Origin of the sequence: Leifsonia sp. 21MFCrub1.1 (assembly GCF_900107895.1) — a bacterium.
Taxonomy (GTDB): domain Bacteria; phylum Actinomycetota; class Actinomycetes; order Actinomycetales; family Microbacteriaceae; genus Leifsonia; species Leifsonia soli.
The window spans coordinates 3,400,370-3,414,232 of sequence record NZ_LT629867.1 but is presented as its reverse complement, the minus strand read 5'-3'; the positions used below and the strand labels follow the sequence as shown (position 1 = coordinate 3,414,232).

13 protein-coding genes are annotated in these 13,863 nt (G+C 64.4%); 1 reads left to right on the top strand and 12 read right to left on the bottom strand.

Annotation, left to right across the window (positions count from 1 at the left end; all coding sequences use genetic code 11):
* Positions 1 to 3 precede the first annotated feature (3 nt).
* A complete protein-coding gene (locus tag BLW09_RS16030) occupies positions 4 to 225 on the bottom strand; it encodes a hypothetical protein (RefSeq protein WP_089914987.1) in 222 nt (73 codons plus the stop codon).
* A gap of 150 nt (positions 226 to 375) precedes the next feature.
* Here BLW09_RS16030 and BLW09_RS16025 point away from each other — a divergent pair, with 150 nt between their 5' ends.
* Entirely contained in the window at positions 376 to 1,770 is a 1,395-nt protein-coding gene (locus BLW09_RS16025) for a recombinase family protein (protein ID WP_197682032.1), read from the top strand.
* Between the two features lie 103 nt (positions 1,771 to 1,873).
* Here BLW09_RS16025 and BLW09_RS16020 read toward each other — a convergent pair whose 3' ends face one another.
* The 11 genes from BLW09_RS16020 to BLW09_RS15970 form a co-directional block, all read right to left on the bottom strand.
* The gene (locus BLW09_RS16020) at positions 1,874 to 2,872 is read right to left on the bottom strand and encodes a LacI family DNA-binding transcriptional regulator (protein WP_089914981.1); all 999 of its coding nucleotides are present in this window, start codon (positions 2,870 to 2,872) and stop codon (positions 1,874 to 1,876) included.
* The gene (locus tag BLW09_RS16015; protein ID WP_089914978.1) at positions 2,869 to 3,735 is read right to left on the bottom strand and encodes an endonuclease/exonuclease/phosphatase family protein; all 867 of its coding nucleotides are present in this window, start codon (positions 3,733 to 3,735) and stop codon (positions 2,869 to 2,871) included. Before BLW09_RS16015 ends, BLW09_RS16020 begins: the two co-directional genes overlap by 4 nt.
* Positions 3,732 to 4,616, bottom strand: coding sequence for a hypothetical protein (locus BLW09_RS16010; RefSeq protein WP_089914975.1), 885 nt, complete (start codon positions 4,614 to 4,616; stop codon positions 3,732 to 3,734). Before BLW09_RS16010 ends, BLW09_RS16015 begins: the two co-directional genes overlap by 4 nt.
* The gene (locus BLW09_RS16005) at positions 4,613 to 6,361 is read right to left on the bottom strand and encodes an ABC transporter permease (protein WP_231946905.1); all 1,749 of its coding nucleotides are present in this window, start codon (positions 6,359 to 6,361) and stop codon (positions 4,613 to 4,615) included. Before BLW09_RS16005 ends, BLW09_RS16010 begins: the two co-directional genes overlap by 4 nt.
* On the bottom strand, positions 6,349 to 7,377 hold the full coding sequence (locus BLW09_RS16000; protein ID WP_089914972.1) for an ABC transporter ATP-binding protein: 1,029 nt from the start codon (positions 7,375 to 7,377) through the stop codon (positions 6,349 to 6,351). The genes BLW09_RS16005 and BLW09_RS16000 overlap by 13 nt, the downstream gene beginning before the upstream one ends.
* Complete coding sequence (locus BLW09_RS15995) at positions 7,377 to 8,462, bottom strand: extracellular solute-binding protein (protein WP_089914969.1); 1,086 nt, start codon at positions 8,460 to 8,462, stop codon at positions 7,377 to 7,379. Before BLW09_RS15995 ends, BLW09_RS16000 begins: the two co-directional genes overlap by 1 nt.
* A 126-nt stretch (positions 8,463 to 8,588) precedes the next feature.
* The gene (nagB, locus tag BLW09_RS15990) at positions 8,589 to 9,374 is read right to left on the bottom strand and encodes a glucosamine-6-phosphate deaminase (RefSeq protein WP_089914966.1); all 786 of its coding nucleotides are present in this window, start codon (positions 9,372 to 9,374) and stop codon (positions 8,589 to 8,591) included.
* Positions 9,375 to 9,433: 59 nt separating this feature from the next.
* A complete protein-coding gene (locus BLW09_RS15985) occupies positions 9,434 to 10,315 on the bottom strand; it encodes a carbohydrate ABC transporter permease (RefSeq protein ID WP_157694686.1) in 882 nt (293 codons plus the stop codon).
* Positions 10,312 to 11,244: a carbohydrate ABC transporter permease gene (locus tag BLW09_RS15980; RefSeq protein WP_157694685.1), complete on the bottom strand. Its 933-nt coding sequence runs from the start codon at positions 11,242 to 11,244 to the stop codon at positions 10,312 to 10,314. Before BLW09_RS15980 ends, BLW09_RS15985 begins: the two co-directional genes overlap by 4 nt.
* Positions 11,245 to 11,307: 63 nt before the next feature.
* Positions 11,308 to 12,654, bottom strand: a complete 1,347-nt coding sequence (locus tag BLW09_RS15975; protein WP_089877466.1) for an ABC transporter substrate-binding protein — start codon at positions 12,652 to 12,654, stop codon at positions 11,308 to 11,310.
* 33 nt (positions 12,655 to 12,687) lie between these two features.
* Positions 12,688 to 13,704 (bottom strand): Gfo/Idh/MocA family protein, encoded by a 1,017-nt coding sequence (locus tag BLW09_RS15970; protein WP_089914963.1) that lies wholly within the window; start codon positions 13,702 to 13,704, stop codon positions 12,688 to 12,690.
* Between the last annotated feature and the right edge of the window lie 159 nt (positions 13,705 to 13,863).

Here is a 13,863-nt window from a genome sequence, read left to right as displayed (position 1 = left end):
CGGTCAGCAGCGTCCGGCCTCGATACGGGCCAGCCGGTACATCGCCGTGTGACCGTCGGCGATGCTGCACCGCTCCCAGACTTCCAAGATTTCACCGTCAGGGGTGTCGATGGGTCGGCGGATCACAATCGGCGGCACATCGAACGCGTCCGGCGATTGAAGGGTGACGATTTCGGCTTCGCCGTCCGGGTCTGGGGAGACCAGGATGGCGACTATCTCGCGCATCAGCTACCTCGGTCGGGGTGGCTGGACTCTACGACCAGGCGCGTCGCCCGCAATAGACAAGACATGTGCCGCGCGCCCGGCTTATGAGCGGGAGTTGCCGTGTTCGCAGGGACCGATGTTTCGTGGATGGCGGTCGCTTACTGTGCGGACATGAAGAAGATGGCTGCTGCAGCGATATACGCGCGGATCTCCTCCGACCAAACGGGGGAAGGGTTGGGCGTGCAACGCCAACTCGAGGACTGCCGCCGATTAGCCCAAGACCGCGATTGGGTGATCGCCGGCGAGTACGTAGACAACGATGTTTCCGCCTATTCGGGGAAACCGCGGCTCGCCTACGAGCGAATGGTCGGAGACATCGTCGAGCGACGAATCGACGCGGTTCTGGTGTATCACTTGGACCGGCTCACCCGACGGCCGGTCGAATTAGAGCACTTCATCGACGTGTGCACCGTCGCTGGCGTGGATGTCACCACAGTGACCGGGGACGTTGGGCTGGGAAACGACAACGGGCTGCTGATTGCCCGGATCACCAGTGCCATGGCGGCGGCAGAGTCGGGAAGAAAGTCAGCGCGAATCCGACGCAAAATGCTACAAAACGCGCAAATGGGCAAACCCAACGGCGGGGCCAATCGACCCTTCGGATACGAATCCGACCGGATCACCATTCGCGACGCCGAAGCAGCCATCATCCGCGAGGTCGTCTCCCGCTACCTGGACGGTGAATCCTTGAACTCGCTGACCCGCTGGATGAACGAGAAGGAAATTCCGACATCCGGGGTGGCGGACTCATGGAGCGTCCGCACCCTTCGCCCGATCCTGATCAGCGGACGCATCGCCGGATTGCGTGACCATCACGGGAAAACCGTGGGGCCCGCGGTGTGGCCCGGGATAATCACCCCCGAGCAGCACGAGACGGTGCTCGCCACGTTCGCGTCTAGGCACATCGAGCGGCGGCCGCCGCACCAGTACCTGCTTAGCGGCCTGCTGCGGTGCGGCCGCTGCGGTAACACGCTGGTCACCACATCGCCGCGGGGCGTGCGCCGCTACACCTGCACGAGAACACCAGGAACCAACGGATGTGGCCAACTCTCCATCAACGCCTCGATGCTCGAAGAGTTCATCGCCCCGGCCATCGTGCTGCGGCTGGAATCGCCCGAAATCGGGCCTGTTCTGGTTGCCCGCGCCGAACCGGGCCAGCACCCGCAGCAGCTAGGAGAAGTCGTTCGCGCACAACAGGCGATGCTTCAGCTAGCTGCGATGCTCGGCGCGGGGGAGCTTACCCGCGCCGAATTCCTGGAAGCCCGGAAGGCCGCGGCTGCCCGCCACGCCAGGGCGGTGAAACGGTTTGACCGGGTCGCTGGTACCCGCTTGTTCGATGGCTGGGCGAGCGAGGGCGCCGCACACATGTCTGCGTGGCAACAGCTCCCACTGGCTCGTCGACGAGAGATCGCCCGGACGGTGCTCACGTCTGCTGTCATCCAACCGCGTCCAAGGGGTGCACGCGTCCTCGATCCGACTCGTGTCGAACTCGTCTGGGCGACGTAGCGGCACGCCAGCACGAAGAGCTTGATAGAACTGTTCTTCCGTTCGTGCAGCAGGTTGTTTACCCGGGCCGCCGATCGGACGGTCGAGAGTCGCTGCGCCCCGGTTAGACAGTTCTCCCGCGGAGCAGCGAACCCTGCACAAGAACGTGCTGCGGTTTCGTGTTCGGCGCCGCGATTCGATCAAGAGTCTGCCGTGTCGCAGCCTCAGCCATGGCCGCCACATCCTGTCGCCAGGTGGTGAGGCCGAAGACGGGTGTGGCTACTTGCCCGAGCCCGTCGTACCCAGTCAGAGCAAGGTCGTCCGGAACCTGAACCCCCCAGCTGTCGAGCAGGTTCCACGCGGCGATGAGCGTCGGATCGTTGGGGCACATCAATGCTGTGATCCGGTTCAGCGATTCCCGGAGATCCTCCGGGTCGACGCCGTCGGCTCGGCTGCTTGCCTTGACGGGGAAGGGCTCGAGGCCCCGCCGTTCGAGCGCCTCCCACAGCAGCCGAGATCGACGGCTCAGGGTTATGGACCGGGCCCGCGAGTACATGACCACCCCGATCTTTTGATGACCGGCGTCGGTGATGAGCTGCGCGAGGGCGTCTGTGCCCGATCCGTCGTCTGCCACAGACCCGACCAGTTTCGAGGTGGACGTTGGGCCGATGGCCGTAACCGGCACTTGCGCACCGACAGCCTCGATACTGCGCGAGGGGATTCGACCGGACGCGACGATGATCGCGTCCGGTCGGAGACCGAGAATGCGACCGAACGCCCCCGTCGCATGGTGATCGCCGTCGGACGCGGCCGTCAAGGCCGTGCTGTAGCCGAGGGCTTCCAACCGATCTTGCATTGCTGCGATCAGCTCGGCGTAAAAATCGAGCCGGACGGTACGGACGACGATGCCGATCGTGCTCGTGGATGTCGCCTTCAACGCGTGCGCTCGAATGTCTTTGACGTAGCCGAGGTCGGCAGCTGCCTTGGCCACGGCGTCGCGCACGGCGGTGGTGACGCCCACTTGGCCGAGAAGCGCTCGACTCGCCGCGGATCGCGAGACGCCGGCTGCGGTGGCGACGTCGATGAGAGAGGGTCGCCGTGCCGCTTCTGAATCGGGTTTCACAGGTGATAGTCCACCACGATGCCGAGGTGGTCGCTCGGCCAGGCGCCCGTGTCGGCGTTCTCAGGTTCACCGACCACCCACGCGCGTCCCGCGGATACCGATCCGCGGGAGAAGTGGAAGTCGAGCGTGTAGTCCAGCCTGCTCGTGCTTCCCGGCATCAGTGACGTCACGTAGTCCCGATATGGTCGGGGGTTGTCGAGGACCAGGGGGTTCGTGTCGAGGATGGTCGCACCCGATCCCAGCCGGGGGGCAGCGCGCCAGGCGTCGACCCACCCGGCTTGGACGATCGTGTTGTATTCGGGGCCGTCGGGAACGAAGTTCATGTCGCCGGCGAGGAGCCGTGCTTCCGCGCCGGTCTCCGTCTCGTCGAGCGCCGCGAGGAGCGATGTGAGCTGGTCGAGGCGGTGATTGACGCTCTCGGCGAATTCGGTATCTGCTTGGGCGGGCATCGTGACCCCTCGAGCGGCCGCTCGATAGTCGTCGTCGCAGCCCATGCGTCCCGCCTGCCAGGTGTGTCGAAGGTGCGCGGACGCGGCCTGCACGTCGGCTCCGTCGTGGTGGACCGTCGCGGTCACGCCGTAGTAGTGGCGCTGCTGGGGGTGTGGCAGTTCGATGATCGAGGGTTCGCGGAAAGCGGCACTGGTCAGAAGCGCGGGGACGCTGGTGTCCGCATCGGACAGGACATCGGGGACCGCCGCGAGGCGGAGCCCGGTGCTGTGCGCGAGTGCCGCTGCGTCGGCCGGGCTGGTCTCTTGCAGCATCACTACGTCGGGTCTGATCCGGGTCACATAGTCGGCCAGGATGGCTGCTCGTTCCCTGCGATCGCGGTAGAGCACGTTCCAGGTCAGGGTGCGAATGCTCATGCGCGGTCTCCCTCGTGGAAGTTGATGCGAAGGTAGGTGCGATCGTCGGGAGCGACGCGGGTGCCACCGACGGCCTTGCCGAAGCCACGGAGTGTGGTGATGGCGGCCGGGTCCGCAGCGATCGCTTCTGACAGTTCGGATTCGGCCTGGTGCAGCGTCGAGCTGGCTGCGAGGTAGCCGTCGGTGGCGAGGACCACGTGTGTTGCGTCGGCGAGTGGACGCACTTCGATGAAGCGCTCCGGAACCTCGGTACCGTTCAGCACCCCGTACCCGAAGGGGACATCGCGGTTCGCGAGTGCCGGTTGCAGCCGAAGGAGCTCGTCCGCGGCTCGCAGCCCCGGATCTTCCGTCTGCACATGGTCGAGTGATGCGCCGTTCGCTAGGTGCGCTGCGTTCACCGCCGCTCGGTACCAGGCGAGTGCGGTGTCGACGTCTTTCTCTCCAGGCAGCTGGGCCGAGTCGATCCCGAGGTGAACATCCCCGACCCGCCACACCTCCCGACGCCGCAACGAGATGATCGCTGCGACGGCACCTGCTGGGCCGGCATGGTCGGGGTGCAGGTGTCGTTGTGCGGCGGCCACGGCGGTGATCGCCTCCACCGCGGATGCATCAGCGGGGAGGCGCAGGATCGTTTCGGCCGCCACTGCGGCGAACCCTCTACCGGATGCTTGGGCGGACGTCCTGGACAGCGGGCTAGACATCCCATCGATCACGGCGAGGTGATTGCTGGAGAGGACCAGCATGTCTTCGCTGCGCCGTGTCGGGTCCTTGCCGACGGTGAAGGCCTCGACCACACACGACGGGATGGTCCCACCGGCTGCGACCGATTGCAGGTCGGTGCCGGTGCTCAGCACGTCACGCGCGCCCAGGTACGAGGTCACCGTGCACCCGCCGATCCGCCGATGAGGCGCGATGCGCGTTGCGACATGCGGTCGGCCACGATGACCATCGTCAGCGCGATGAGGGTGCTGATGACCACATAGGCGGTCGATATTCCGACGGTGCTCGGATCCTGGGTCGCGGCGAGAGTTCCCAGAGCAACACCGAACGGCGTGCTGTTGATGTTGTAGAGCAGGACGGAGATCGTGTACTCGTCGAAGGTCGAGTTGAAGCCGAGGGCAGCCACCTGTAGCAGAACCGGGATGAGCAACGGGAGCATGATGGTCCGGAATCGTCGAAGTCCGGTCGCGCCCAGGGAGCGGGCCGCCTCGTCGAGTGCCGGATCCATGCTGGCGTAGTCCGCTCGGACGAAGCGAAAGACGGTCGGCAACAGGGCGACCGTGTAGGCCAGGGGCAGGATCCAGAATCCACCGACCAGCACTTGACCGCCGACGAGGGCGCTACTCGCCCCGAATGCGATGAGGAACCCCAGGGCCAACAGCACACCGGGCAGGAAATAGGGCAGCAGCAGGCTCGCCTGCAGCGCTGCCGGAATGAGCCCGCGCTTGCGGTGGGTCAGATGGGTGACGGCGACGCCGAGGACCAGCGCGGCCGGGATGGCGATCGCACACAGCAGGAGCGAGTTCAGCAACGGCCCGAGCTGTGCAGAGGAGGTGAAGACGTGGATGTAGTTCTCGAAGGTGGGAGCACCGATGCTGCCGTTCCGGATGGCCGCGGGACTGGACAGCGACATTAGCAGCGTCGTCACCAGCGGCGCCAGGTTGATGACGGCGAGGATGCCGGCGGCTCCGTACAGGGCGACCCGTGCACCACGGCGGTGGATGCGTACCGGCTGGAAGGGCTTCGCTGATTTTGAACCGGCGAACAAAGCCGCGCGGCGCTCCGTCCGAAGCACCAGGACCAGGAGCGCCGCGGTCAGGATTCCGAGTCCGAGCCCGAGCACCGCCGACATGTCGGGACGGCCGAATGCGGTCAACGCTTGGATCAGCGGCCCGATCATGGTGAAATGCCCGCCGCCGAGGATGTTCGGGGCGGCGAATGACCCGACAGCTGCGATGAAGACCATCAGCACCGCAGCGAGAAGAGTCGGCCGGAGGACCGGCAGAACCACGGAGACGAGGGCACGTATCGGTCGCACTCCCAAGGACCGAGCGGCTTCGACGAGAGAGAAGTCGACCCTTCGGATCGCAGGCCGGAGGAAGAGGAAGTGGTATCCGGTCATCGTGAAGGTGTGAACGAGGATCACCGCGAGCATGCCGGAGAACCAGTTCGGTGGAATCCCTGGAAAAACGCTGAGCATGGCGTGTGTAAGGAGCCCGTTCGAACCGTAGACCGCCGCATACCCTGTCACAGCGGACACGGACCCGAACACCAGCGGTACGGCGAAGGCGATAGCGAAGAAGGCCTTGGCGCGCAGGTGGAATGCTTCAAGTAGGAATGCCTGCGCGATGCCGACGACGTTCACCGTGACGACCGAAACGACGGCGACGATGATGGTGTTCCTCAGCGCGGATTGGACCTGTTCCGACGCCGCAAGGGCGTGGATGGTGTCGAAGAGGGATCCGGTGGGCGGAAACAGGGCAGAGTGGATGATGGAGAGGTTGGGCCAGTACAGGAACGTCACCAGGAACCAGGCGATGATGGCGACGAGGCCGACCACCCCGGCGATGCGCCCTAGCCGGGAGACCGGGATGGGTCGCGCGGGTCTGGCTGTTAGGAGAGCCACAGCAGGTCCTCCTTCCGTACGGTGCAGCGCACGGGATCCCCGGTGGCCCAGCGCGCCGCGGCTCGACCGCCGGGCCGCGCGACGATATCGCCGCCGCCGACACGAACGATCACTCGGCTCGACGCCCCGAGATAGGTGCGCTGCCGGATCTGCCCGACGACGCTGTAGACCTCGCCTGCCGGCTGGTCCGCGGGAGAGCCGAGGTGCACGTGTTCCGGACGGACATAGAGGCCGACCCCTGCCGTCGGCGTGATCCCGAACACCACGGCCATGTGCGAATCGAGTTTGGTGGACTCGCCGATGAACTCGCAGGTGTAGGCGTCAGCCGGATCGCTGTACAGCGTCTCCGGCGCCGCCACTTGGGAGAATCGGCCGTGATTCATCACGGCGATCCTGTCGGACATGCTGAGAGCTTCTTCCTGGTCGTGGGTGACATACAAGGTGGTGATCCCGATCCGGTCGTGCAGTGCACGGATCTCGTCGCGGAGTCGAACGCGCAGCACAGCGTCGAGGTTGGACAGCGGTTCGTCCATCAGCAGGACGCTGGGACGAGTCGCGAGAACGCGTGCGATGGCGACACGTTGCTGCTGACCGCCTGAGAGCCGGGCAGGGGTTGCCTCCCGCAGGTCTTCCAGACCGGTGATCGCCAGCGCTTCACCGACCCGCTCGGGGATCTCCCGGCGGGGGAGGCGCTGCGCTCGCAGACCGTACGCAACGTTCTGAGCAACGTTGAGGTGGGGGAACAGTGCATAGCTTTGGAACACGAATCCCAGGTGGCGGTCCTCGGGGGGCAACGCTGTCACCTCCTCCCCGTTGATGGTGATGCTGCCCGACGTCGCATCGACGAGGCCGGCGATGGTGCGCAACAGAGTGGACTTGCCGCAGCCGGAGGGGCCGAGAAAGGTCATGAACTCGCCGCGCTCGACCCGGAACGACATTCCGCTGAGCGCATCCCGGTCGCCATAACGCACGGTCAGGTCGTCGACGGTTACACCGCCGGGGTGGGGGGAACCCATCAGCTACCGCTGGAGAGCTGGATCTTCTGAAGCCAGTCGCTGAGGTGCTTTGTCACGACCGACCAGTCGATGTCCTGCTTGTCGATGCTGTGCAAGGCGGCCGCCTTGTCACCGAGCTCCTTGACCGCTGCCGAGTTGACCGGCGTGTCGTTGTTGGTCGCCTTCACGAAATCGACTTGGAAGTTCGTCGACCCGAACCAGTCGATGAAGGCTTTCGCCGCTGCGGCATGCGAGCTGCCCTTTACCAGGCCGGCACCGGTCTGCACGTAGGGCGATCCGCCCTTCGTGTTCACCGCCGCCAGTTCGAGCTTGTTGTCGGATGCGCCGGTCTGGATTCCGCCGAGCCAGCTGACCACGATCGGCTGCGCGCCGGATGTGACCCAGTTCCAGTCGAACTTCTGACCGGCGGAGACCGCGAAGGAGTTGGCCTCGATCTTGCTCAGCACATCCCATCCCTTCTGGGACACCGTGCCGGTCGCGTGGTCGGTGTATCGCCAGAGGATGCCGACAGCCGCCGCTTGTCCGGTCTGGCCGGTGATGGAAGGGAACACGAACTTGTTCTTGTACTCGGGTTTCGCGAGGTCTTCCCAGCTTTTCGGTGCGTCTGCCGCTGACATCTTGGCCGTGTTGTAGGCGATCACGATCGGCGTCTGGGTGGCGAGGGTGAAGTCCTTGTCCGACCCACGGAGATTCTTGGGAACGTCATCGGTCCAGGAGGGCGTGTAGGGCTGAAGGATTCCAGCGTTCGCCACCTGGGTGAGCTGAGCCTCACCGAGGCCCAGGACGACGTCGGCCTGGGTGTTGTTCTTCTCCGCGAGAAGGCGGTTCGTCAGATCCCCGCCGCCGCCCGAGACGAACGTCACGGTGATCCCGAGATCGTCCTTGGCTCGCTTGACCATGTACTCCCCGCGCGCGTCGGATCCCTGGGGCGAGTAGACAACGATCGTCTGGCCACGCACCGAGGTCGGAGTCGCGTCAGCGGACGAGGCCCCTGTTGCGGGTCCGGATGAGCATCCTGTCAGGGCGACGGCGAGGACGGCTGTGCTGCCGATGACGGCGGCGATGGTGCGGAGTCGGGAGGACATGGTGGCCTTTCGGTCGAAGTGGGGTGCTCTAACGCTCGCCAGATCCGGTGAACAGCGCACAAACAGACGGCCACATCGAGGTGAAAGCGTGGGAACGATCCCGGGATCGTTCCCATCACAATGGCCTCAGAGAACCTGCCACCGCGGCTTGTTCGCGTAGGCATACCGGTAGTACTCGAGGTTCTCCAGCCGCGACGCGGCCGCCTCGTCGACGATCACTGTGGCGTGCTCGTGCAGCTGGATCGTCGACGCCGGAAGGCGCGACGTGACCGGACCTTCCACGGCGCCAGCGATCGCTTCTGCCTTGCTCGCGCCGAAAGCGAGCAGAAGGAGCCGTCGGGCTTTCAGGATGGTGCCAAGCCCTTGAGTGATGCAGTGAGTGGGTACCTCTTCGAGTGATGCGAAGAAGCGCGCGTTGTCGGCTCGGGTCTGGGCGGTGAGGGTCTTCACCCGGGTGCGTGACGCGAGGGAGGAGCCCGGCTCGTTGAACCCGATGTGACCGTCGGTTCCGACCCCGAGAATCTGCGCGTCGATACCCCCTGCGGTCGTGATGGCTTCTTCGTAACGTGCGCCGGAATGCTCGATTCGATCTGCCGAGCCGTCCGGGACCTGAACGAGCGACGGATTCAGCCCCAGGGGTCCGATCACTTCGCGATCGATGACCGCTCGGTAGCTTTCCGGGTGGCCGGTTCGCAGCCCGACGTATTCGTCCAGCGCGAACCCGCGGATCCGGGAGACGTCCAGGCGGGCCGCCTTCACGCTGGCGGCGAGAGCCTGGTAGACCGGGCGGGGTGTGGATCCGGTTGCCAGGCCGAGGACCACATTCGGTCTGCGCCTGATGAGTTCGTGCAGCACCTCCGCGGCAAGCGTTCCCGCGACGTATTCATTGCTCACCACGATGACTTCGGTCACAGGTGTTCCCTTCGATGTGGGAGATCCGGGCACAACCGTGACCGTTGACCGGTGCTGGATCAGACGGCGCCGTAGGACAGGCCGGAGACCAGACGACGCTGGAACAGGGCGGCCAGGATCAAGACGGGGATGGTGCCGACGGTGATCGCGGCGGCCATCTGCCCGAAGTCCGTGCCGGCGATGGAGATAAAGAAGTTCACCGTCGTGGGGTAGGTGCGGGCATTCACCGACGTCAGGAACTGGGCGAACGCGAACTCATTCCAGGTCTGGATGACGAGGAGCAGGGCGGTTGAGACGATGCCCGGCCCGAGAAGCCGGAAGTGGACGGTCCACAGGATGCGCCACCGGGAAGCGCCATCCAACTGCGCCGCTTCGTCGATCTCGACCGGGATATCGCGCATGAACCCGCGAAGCATCCACACCGCGAGCGGGACGTTCATCGTGAGCGTGGCGATGATGAGGATCCACGGGGTGTCCAGAAGGTGGATGAACTGGGTGATCAGGAAGAAGGGGATGACCACGGCGATCGCAGGGATCATCCGGAACGACAGGATGTTCAGCGCGACGGAGCGTTCCTTCCTCAGGCCGAACCGGGTCAGTCCGTAGGCGGCCATGAGGGCCAGGAACAGAGATGGAATCACCGAGCCGATGGTGACGACGATGCTGTTCTGGATGTACCCGCCCATGTGGTTCTCGACGAACAGGTCGGTGTAGTTGTTCAGGGTCGGGGTGAAGATGAAGTTCAGGGGCTGGAGCACGTCCCTCTTCAGCTTGAACGAGGAGGAGACGGCGAACAGGGCGGGGAAGAGGGAGATCAGCGACCAGATGATGACGACCGCGTAGATCAGGGCTGCCGACCAACGCCGTTTGCGGCGCACTCGAGGGGCGGGCTGGGTCTGTGGCGACGTTTGTGGGGGAGCGGTTTCGGTGAGGGTGGTCATCCTTGCAGCCCTTCTGCTCGCTTGAGGTACCTGGTGACGAATTGGGAGACGAGTATGACCAGGATCAGGAGAAGTACGGCGATGGCCGACGCTCTCCCGATCCATCCGGAGGTGTACAGGCCGTAGTGGAAGATCATCAGCCCGAGCGTCTCCGTCGCCTTGCCGGGGCCGCCCTGGGTGAGGGCGTACGCGGTGTCGAAGACTTTGACGGAGTCGATCAGGCGCAGCGCGACCACCAGGCCGAAGATCGGCTGGAGCATCGGGAAGGTGATGTGGCGGAATACCTGCCACGCGTTTGCCCCATCGATCTGTGCTGCCTCTTTCGGGCGGTAGTCGAGCGAGCGGATGCCGGCGAACATGATGAGCGCGACGAACGGTGTCCACTGCCAGGTCTCGACGGCGAGGACGGAGAGGAACGCCAGCGGCGGTGAGCCGAGCCACGCCTGATCGAGTCCCAGGGGACGCAGGAACGCGTTGAGTGCCCCATTGAGGTCGTTGAACATCAGGCGCCACAAGAGCCCTGCCATGACCGGAGCCATTACAAGGGGGACGAGGAAGAGGGTGGTGAACAGCCTGCGACCGACGAGGATGCGATCCAGGAGAAGAGCGAAGATCGTTCCGAGAACGACGGTGGTGGCTGTGGAGGTGAGCAGGAACGCGATGGTGACACCGACGGCGGGCCAGAAGTTGCCGTCGGAGCCGGAGAGCAGCCGAGTGTAGTTGTCGAAGCCGACGAACTTCGCACTGGATAGTGGTGTTCCGCGGTTGTAGTCGAAAAGGCTGACGCCGTAGAGGAACAGGCCGGGCAGTACTCCGACGGCCAAGACGACGATCAGGGCGGGGGCGATGTAGAGACGGCCGGTGCGAGTTGTTCGCCGGGTGAGTTCGTGGGTGAATTGCTTCGGTGCGCTGTCTGTTGTTGCAGTCACGTCAGGGTCCTTTGGTGGGACCAGGAAGGGCGGCCGGGGGAACCGCCCTTCCTGGAGTGTGAGCTAGCCGGCGGCCTTGATATCGGCGCTTGCCTTCTCGAGAGCTTCCTTGGCAGTGAGCTCCCCAGCGAGGGCTTCCGATCCGTAGTTGCCGATCGTGGTCAGCTTGGAGTCGAGGTTCTCGACCTTGGGCAGCCAGCTGATGCCTTCCTTAGCCAGGTTGTTCGAGGCGTCGAGAGCCTTGAGCATGGCCGGGTAGTACAGCTTCTGGGCTGCCGTCTGAGGGTTGCTCATCGTGCTGGTGCGCGTCGGAACGCCGCCGTCGGAGACGTACGTCTTCGAGGTCGCCTTGGACGTCATGTACTCGATGAACGCCCAGGCGGCGTCCGCGTTCTTGGCGTGCGCGGCCAGGCTCAGGCCCCAACCGGCCAGTGCGCCGTACTGCCCGCGCGGACCGGTGGGCGGTGGTACGAAGGCCACCTTGTCGGCGACCGTGGAGGCGTCGGGATCCAGAATCGAGGGCGCGATCGCGGTTGCGTCGAACCACATCGCCGTGTGACCGGAGGAGAAGGCCGAGAGAGCTTCTTCGTTGGTGTAGCTGCTGACATCCTTCGGAGCGGTCTTGAGCAGGTCGATGTAGTACTGCAGAGCGGTGACATTGTCATCCGAGGCGATTTGGTCGGCTCCGGTCTTGGGGTCCCAGAAGCCGGTGCTGAACTGGTACATGATCGTGAGTAGACCCGAGGCGAACTGGATGCCCTTCTGTCCACGCATCGACGTGCCGTACAGGCCCGGCTCCTTGCCGGCGAAGAACTGGGCGTCCTTGAGGTATTCCGCCATTGTCTTCGGAGGTGTCTTGTCGTACTTCTTGAAGATGTCTGTGCGGTACCCGATGAATCGCGATTCTCCTGCGATCTGGACGCCGTAGGACTTGCCGTTCACCTCCTGCAGGCCCTTGCTGTAGGCGGGGACGATGTCGTTGTAGTCGAAGAACTTGTCGTCGGTCTTCGCAAGGCGATCGGTGACATCCTGCACGATGCCCTCCTTGGCGAACGAGGACATCCAGAAGCCGTCGACCATCACGGCGTCGTAGGCTGCGTTGTTGCTCTGGTAGTCGAGCTCGATCTTCTGCTGCAGGCTGTTCTGGTCGACAATGTCCCATCGGACATTGACACCGGTGAGCTTGGTGAACTCGTCGGTCATCTTCTGCATGGCCTGGGTGCTCGGGTGGGTCTGCGCGGCGATGGTGATGGTGTCGCCGTTGTACTTCTCTTTGATCTTTGCCGCCCAGGCCTTGACCTCGGAACTGGCGGACTGTGAGTCTCCGCCTGTTCCTCCGGTCGTGCTACATCCTGTCAGGATGAGCGCGCTTGCTGCGGTGACGGCGAGAATCTTTGAAATTCGTCGCATGGTGGGGGATTCCTCTCGGTATTCGGGTGAGTGTTACTGGACGACTTCGCTGTTGCCAGACGAGAGCGATCGCTCGATTGCGAACAGCACCTTGTTCACTTGCACTCCAGTCGCGAGCGGGGTCTCGGGCTCGTGGCCCCGCTTCAGATCGGAGAGGAAACGACGCGCCATCCACGCAGGGGCGGCACTGTTGATTCCGTCGAATACACCGTCGAGCACACCGTCTGTGGTGTGCCGGTCGGCGAAGAATTGGACGCCGCTGCGTCCCACGTCTACGAGAGAGGACGCTTCGGTCCCTACGTACTCGTAGGTGAAGTCGACTGGCGCCGGGTGGCCTTCGGGAAGCACCCACGCAGAGGTCAGTGAAGACGTGGAGCCGTCTTGGTGAACGGCCAGGGCGTGCACGACATCCCAGGTGTCCACGCCTCGGCTGGCGAGGACGCCTCGGCTTCCCAATGCGAAGACGCGAACGATGTCCGAGCCGGCGAGCCACTGGACAAGGTCGACCGTGTGCGGCATCAGGAACCAGAGCGGTGAGCTTTTGCCCGCCCAGGCCAGCATGCGGGTGGGGACGAAGTAGGTGTTGCTGAGGTTCGCCGTCTGGAAGACCGGACGCCCGGACGATCCGGATTCGATCGCCCGGCGCACCTTCACGAAGGGCGTGTTCCATCGGTTCTCGAATGCAACCATGCAGTACACGCCGGCAGTCTCGACGGCTTCGCTGATGCGCTGGGTGTCCTCCACCGAGGTGGCGACCGGCTTCTCCAGCATGATCGCCACGCCTCGGTTGGCGAGCGCGACCACGGCGTCCGCGTGAAGGAAATCGGGCGTCGCGATGATCGCGGCGTTCGGGCTGACCTGGTCGAAGGCTGTCACCAGGTTGGGCCACACGGGGAACTGGCGCTCTCCGATCGCTACGGACCCGGCCGGGAAGGCGGGATCGACGAATCCGACGAGTTCGGTCTCGGGATCGCCGGCGATGACATCGGCGAAGATTCGCCCGCGAAGGCCGGCGCCCACGATGAGCACTCTCGGGTTGATGGCGTCCATGACATTCCTGTTTCTGTGATCGCCAGCCGCGGTCCTGCTACAGCGGCTGCGGTGCGGGCAGGTTTACTTGATTCGTCGTACGTTACTCTATGAACTCCGACAATAACAATACGATTTTCGCGTAGATATTTTCGATCATCGAACGATAGAGTAGAAACC